The sequence below is a fragment of the Roseateles sp. P5_B10 genome, from assembly GCF_056400485.1.
Genome location: NZ_JBFULE010000397.1, coordinates 1 through 4,780, shown reverse-complemented (window position 1 = coordinate 4,780; position 4,780 = coordinate 1). Strand labels below are relative to the sequence as shown.

Annotated in this window: 4 protein-coding genes and 1 pseudogene; 1 reads left to right on the top strand and 4 read right to left on the bottom strand. The window is 67.1% G+C overall.

Translation table 11 applies throughout. From position 1 onward, the window contains the following. Positions 1 to 622: GGDEF domain-containing protein (locus tag AC1DU6_RS20310; RefSeq protein WP_477859172.1), on the top strand; the 622-nt coding region annotated here is incomplete at its 5' end. A 32-nt stretch (positions 623 to 654) separates the two neighbouring features. Here the strand turns inward: AC1DU6_RS20310 and AC1DU6_RS20305 are convergent. From AC1DU6_RS20305 to gcvH, 4 genes and pseudogenes are all read right to left on the bottom strand, one after another. Beyond that, positions 655 to 786: pseudogene (locus AC1DU6_RS20305) on the bottom strand (serine dehydratase beta chain); the annotation flags it as partial. Positions 787 to 837: 51 nt separating this feature from the next. Further along, positions 838 to 1,329: a hypothetical protein gene (locus tag AC1DU6_RS20300; protein ID WP_457324501.1), complete on the bottom strand. Its 492-nt coding sequence runs from the start codon at positions 1,327 to 1,329 to the stop codon at positions 838 to 840. 28 nt (positions 1,330 to 1,357) lie between these two features. Then, positions 1,358 to 4,246: an aminomethyl-transferring glycine dehydrogenase gene (gene gcvP / locus AC1DU6_RS20295; RefSeq protein ID WP_477859170.1), complete on the bottom strand. Its 2,889-nt coding sequence runs from the start codon at positions 4,244 to 4,246 to the stop codon at positions 1,358 to 1,360. 21 nt (positions 4,247 to 4,267) lie between these two features. Next, entirely contained in the window at positions 4,268 to 4,642 is a 375-nt protein-coding gene (gene gcvH, locus AC1DU6_RS20290; protein ID WP_056197006.1) for a glycine cleavage system protein GcvH, read from the bottom strand. Positions 4,643 to 4,780 lie beyond the last annotated feature (138 nt).

Sequence of the window (4,780 nt, the reverse complement as noted above, 5' to 3'; positions counted from 1 at the left end):
TGCCGAGCAAGCCCGCGTGCAGGCACTGACCGACAGCGAACGCGTGTTGGAGGCGCGCGTGCTGGAGCGCACCGCGGCGCTGGAGGCGGCCAACCGGCAGCTCGAATTGATGAGCCAGACCGACGGCCTGACCGGGCTGGCCAACCGGCGGCATTTCGATGCGGTGCTCGTCGCCGAGTGGGCGCGAGCCCAGCGGGCCGGCCAGCCGCTCGGCCTGGGGCTGCTCGACGCCGATCTGTTCAAGGCCTACAACGACAGCATGGGTCATGTCGCCGGCGACGACTGCCTGCGCCAGATTGCGGCCGTGCTGACCGACACCATCGGCCGGCGCAGCGGCGAGCTGGTAGCCCGCTATGGCGGCGAGGAGTTCGCCTTCATCGTGCCCGGTGCCGGCGCCATGCAGATGCAGGCGCTGGGCGAGCGCATCGTCGCCGCGTTGCGAGCGCGGGCGCTGCCGCACCCGGCCAGCCCCACGGGTCATGTCACGGCCAGCATCGGGCTCGCGGCCGAAGTCCCTGCCGCCGGCCGCCGCCCGGAGCTGCTGGTGCAGACCGCCGATACGGCCCTCTATGCCGCCAAGGCGGCCGGCCGCGACCAGGTGCAGTTGGCGCACGAGGGCTAGAACCGGGACTTGGGTGTCGTCGAGCACCGGTGCGCCATCCTGTGGTGCAGGCAGGCACGCTGGAGTCGCAGCCCGAACAGCCGCGCGGCGCGCATGGGGCCGACGGTGTGCGAGCTGCTCGCGCCGATGCCGATCTTGAAGAGGTCGAAGACGGAGACGGCCATGATTGGATTCCTTCAGCGGGAACGCAGGCCGTGCGGGCCGCCTTCCCACCGTCAAAAGAGGTTTGCCTTGAGGTCGACGTCGTGGTCCGGATTCCCGGCGAGGAATCGATCCGCAGGCACCGAATCGCCGCAGGCGACGTTGTAGATGGTCTCGGAGTAATACTGCCCCGAGTAGGTCGTGTGCCGCGCATTGACGACCAGGCGAGCAAACTCTCCAGGCAGAAGGCGCACGACGCCCGGCAATGCATGGCGCTTGGGCTGTCCAGCGCTTGGTGTCCCGAGAATTCCGAGGCAGAACGCCTGATCGGGCATCGCCGAAATGCGCAGCACGTCTTCTGAGCCCGGAACGTGGTCCTTCATTTCGGATTTCAATAGCCGCGGTTGGAAGTCATCCCACTCTGCGATCTTGAAGTGCTGGACCAGACACGTCCGAGGCTGGCCATCGAGCGGAAAGGCCCGTGGCAGCGCCACACGCTCATTGGAACGCGGCGCCCCTCGCGTGGCCTTGGTCCAAAGAATCTCGATGACCTGGACGGCAAGCATGACTTGAGGGGAGCCGGGCAAAGGCCGCTCAGGCTTCTTCGTACTCGCTCAGCGGCACGCAGCTGCAGAACAAATTGCGGTCGCCCCAGACGTTGTCCACGCGGCCTACCGGTGACCAGTATTTCTGGCGGCGCAGCGAGGGCAGGGGGAAGGCGGCGGCTTCGCGGTTGTAGCCGTGGGTCCAGTCGGTGGCGCTGACGACCATCGAGGTGTGCGGCGCGTTGACCAGCGGGTTGTCCTCGCGGCTGACCTTGCCGGACTCGACGTCGGCGATCTCCTGGCGGATCTGGATCATCGCGTCGATGAAACGGTCCAGCTCGGCGCGGGACTCGCTCTCGGTCGGCTCGACCATCAGCGTGCCGGCCACGGGGAAGCTCAGCGTCGGCGCATGGAAGCCGTAGTCGATGAGGCGCTTGGCCACGTCCTCTGCGCTGACGCCGGAGCTGTCCTTCAGCGGACGCAGGTCCAGGATGCACTCGTGGGCCACGCCGCCGCCCTTGACGCCGTCGATGTTGCCGCTGAAGTGGATGTCGTAGTGGTCCGACAGGCGGGCCGCGACGTAGTTGGCGGACAGGATGGCCACCTCGGTGGCCTTCTTCAGGCCCTCGGCGCCCATCATGCGGATGTACATCCACGAGATCGGCAACACGGCCGCGTTGCCCAGCGGTGCGGCGGAGACGGCGCCGATGTTGGTGGCCTTGCCCAGGCCCGCCGTACGGTGCGCGGGTAGGAAGGGCACGAGGTCTTCGACGACGCAGACCGGGCCGACGCCCGGGCCGCCACCGCCGTGCGGGATGCAGAAGGTCTTGTGCAGGTTCAGGTGGCTGACGTCGCCGCCGAACTCGCCGGGTGCCGCCACGCCGACCAGCGCATTCATGTTGGCGCCGTCCACATAAACGCGGCCGCCGTGGGCCTTCACCATCGCGCAGATTTCCTTCACGTGCGTGTCGAACACGCCATACGTGGAGGGGTAGGTGATCATGATGGCGGCCAGCTTGGCGGCGTGCAGTTCGCACTTGGCCTTCAGGTCGACCAGGTCGATATTGCCTTCCTTGTCGCACTTGGTGACGACGACCTGCATGCCCACCATCTGGGCCGATGCCGGGTTGGTACCGTGGGCGCTCTCGGGGATCAGGCAGACGTTGCGCTGCGCTTCACCGCGCGATTCATGCCAGGCCTTGATGGCCAAGAGGCCGGCGTACTCGCCCTGCGAGCCGGCATTGGGCTGCAGGCTGATGCCGGCATAGCCGGTGCACTCGGTCAGCCAGTTCTGCAGCAGCTGGTCCAGCTCGGTGTAGCCGGCCAGCTGGTCCTGCGGCGCAAAGGGGTGCACGCCCGCGAACTCCGGCCAGGTGATGGGGATCATCTCGGCCGTGGCGTTGAGCTTCATCGTGCAGGAGCCCAGCGGGATCATGCTGCGGTCCAGCGCCAGGTCCTTGTCCGACAGGCTGCGGATGTAGCGCAGCATCTCGGTTTCGCTGTGGTGGGTGTTKAAGACCGGGTGGGTCAGGTAGGCGCTGCTGCGGCGCAAGTGCGTCGGGATCAGGCTGTCGACGCCGGCGGCGAACTCGGCGACGGTCGGCACGGCCGCACCAGCGGGTGCGAACCAGCTCCAGATCGCCTCGATGTCGGCGCGCGTCGTCGTCTCGTCCAGCGCGATGCTGACGTGCTTGTCGCTGATCTTGCGCAGGTTGGTTTGCGCGGCCACGGCCTTGGCCATGACGGGGGCAGGATCACACTCCACGAGCAGCGTGTCGAACACATGCGGCGTGACGACCTTGGCGCCCATGCGCGTCAGGCCGGCGTGCAGGATGGCCGTGTAGCTGGCCACGCGTTCGGCGATGCGCTTGAGGCCTTGCGGGCCGTGATAGACCGCGTACATGCTGGCCACGACGGCCGGCAGCACTTGCGCCGTGCAGATGTTGGAGGTGGCCTTCTCGCGGCGGATGTGTTGCTCGCGGGTCTGCAGCGCCAGGCGCATGGCCGGGTGGCCTTGCGCGTCCTTGCTGACGCCGACCAAGCGACCCGGCATGGAGCGCTTGAATTCGTCCTTGCAAGCCAGGAAGGCGGCGTGCGGGCCGCCGGCGCCCATGGGCATGCCGAAGCGCTGGCTGTTGCCGGCCACGATGTCGGCGCCGAATTCGCCGGGCGAGACCAGCAGCGTCAGCGCCAGCAGGTCGGTGCAGACGATGAAGGCGGCGCTCTTGGCGTGGGCCTGGTCGGCAAATACCTTCAGGTCATGGATGAGGCCGGTGGTGCTGGGGTATTGGCAGACGACGGCGAAGTAGTCGTTCTCGGCCATCAGCGCGGGCGCCATGCCGACCTTCACGTCGATACCCAACGGCGCGCAGCGCGTCTGGATGACTTCGATGGTCTGCGGGTGCACGTCGCCAGCGACGATCAGCGTGTTGCTCTTGCTCTTCACGCCGCGCTTGGCCAGCGTGACGGCCTCGGCGGCCGAGGTGGCCTCGTCCAGCATGGAGCCGTTGGCGATGTCCATGCCGGTGAGGTCGGTCACCATCGTCTGGAAGTTCAGGATGRCTTCCATGCGGCCCTGCGAGATCTCGGCCTGGTAGGGCGTGTAGGCCGTGTACCAGGCGGGGTTCTCGAGGATGTTGCGCAGGATGACGCCCGGCGTGTGCACGCCGTAGTAGCCCTGGCCGATGAAGCTCTTGTAGACCTTGTTTTTGCCGGCGATCAGCTTCAACTCGGCCAGCGCACCGGCCTCGGTGATGGGCGCGGGCAGCTTCATGCCCTGGGCGCGGCGGATGGACTTGGGCACGACCGCGTCGATCAGCGCGGTGCGGCTGGCCACGCCCACGGCGGCGCACATCAGGGATTCATCGACGGCATCCGGCCCGATGTGGCGGGCGTGGAATTCGGAGGCGTCTTCGAGATGGGAAAGCGGCGTCGGCATGGCGGGTCTTGCTTCGAGGATTTACAGGGTCTTCAACAGGGCGTCGTAGGCGGTCGAGTCCATCAGGGCATCGAGCTGGCTGGGATTGCTCAGCTTGACCTTGAAGAACCAGCCGGCCTTGAGCGGGTCGGTGTTGGCCAGGGCCGGGTCGTCGCGCAGGGCTTCGTTGACCTCGACGACTTCGCCGTCCACGGGCATGTAGACGTCGGCGGCGGCCTTGACGGACTCGACGACGCCGGCGACTTCCTTCTCGGCATAGGTCTTGCCCACTTCGGGCAGGTCCACGAAGACCACGTCGCCCAGCGCGTCCTGCGCGTGCACGGTGATGCCGACCGTCGCCGTGCCGTCGCCGTGGACGTCAAGCCATTCGTGATCGGGGGTGTACTTGATGCTCATCGTTCAGGCTCCGAGTGGATTAGCCGCGGTAGTAGCGGTTGGGGGTGAAGGGGGTGGCGGAAACAACCATGGGMGTGCGCTTGTCGCGCACGATGGCGAAGACTTCGGTGCCAGCGGCGGTATGCGCCTTGTCGAGAT

What these genes read in the sequence shown, in the direction of transcription:
- AC1DU6_RS20300 (WP_457324501.1), bottom strand. Translation starts at nt 1,329, where the DNA reads ATGCTTGCCGTCCAGGTCATCGAGATTCTTTGGACCAAGGCCACGCGA.
- gcvH (WP_056197006.1), bottom strand. Translation starts at nt 4,642, where the DNA reads ATGAGCATCAAGTACACCCCCGATCACGAATGGCTTGACGTCCACGGC.